At 71.2% G+C, this 274-nt stretch carries 1 protein-coding gene; it reads right to left on the bottom strand.

All coding sequences use genetic code 11. The features are described 5' to 3' along the window. Positions 1–51: 51 nt before the first annotated feature. On the bottom strand, positions 52–274 hold a 223-nt coding region (locus KZZ06_RS20765; RefSeq protein WP_219581855.1), incomplete at its 5' end, for a hypothetical protein.

Here is a 274-nt window from a genome sequence, read left to right on the forward strand (position 1 = left end):
ACGGACCAGGCGCGCATCGCTGTCACTCCGGCAGAGTCGGACCGAGATCCGTCATCGTCCCATGAAGATGGTCTCCGCCGCGCCCACGACAATGTCGGCCGCGGTGCCGACGATGATCGCCGCGCCGTCGCCGGTCACCGGGCCGCGCGGAAGCGCGTCCCGGCGGGCAAGCGCGGCCGGTCGGGAAGCGCGCACGGGTTGGGCAGACATCGCGCCCTGGTTGTGCAAGTCGCTGGAAAGATGGGCATTTTCGCACCCGTCGGGCGCCGCGGGT

Source organism: Sulfitobacter sp. CW3, from assembly GCF_019392245.1.
In the GTDB taxonomy this organism is placed as follows: domain Bacteria; phylum Pseudomonadota; class Alphaproteobacteria; order Rhodobacterales; family Rhodobacteraceae; genus Sulfitobacter.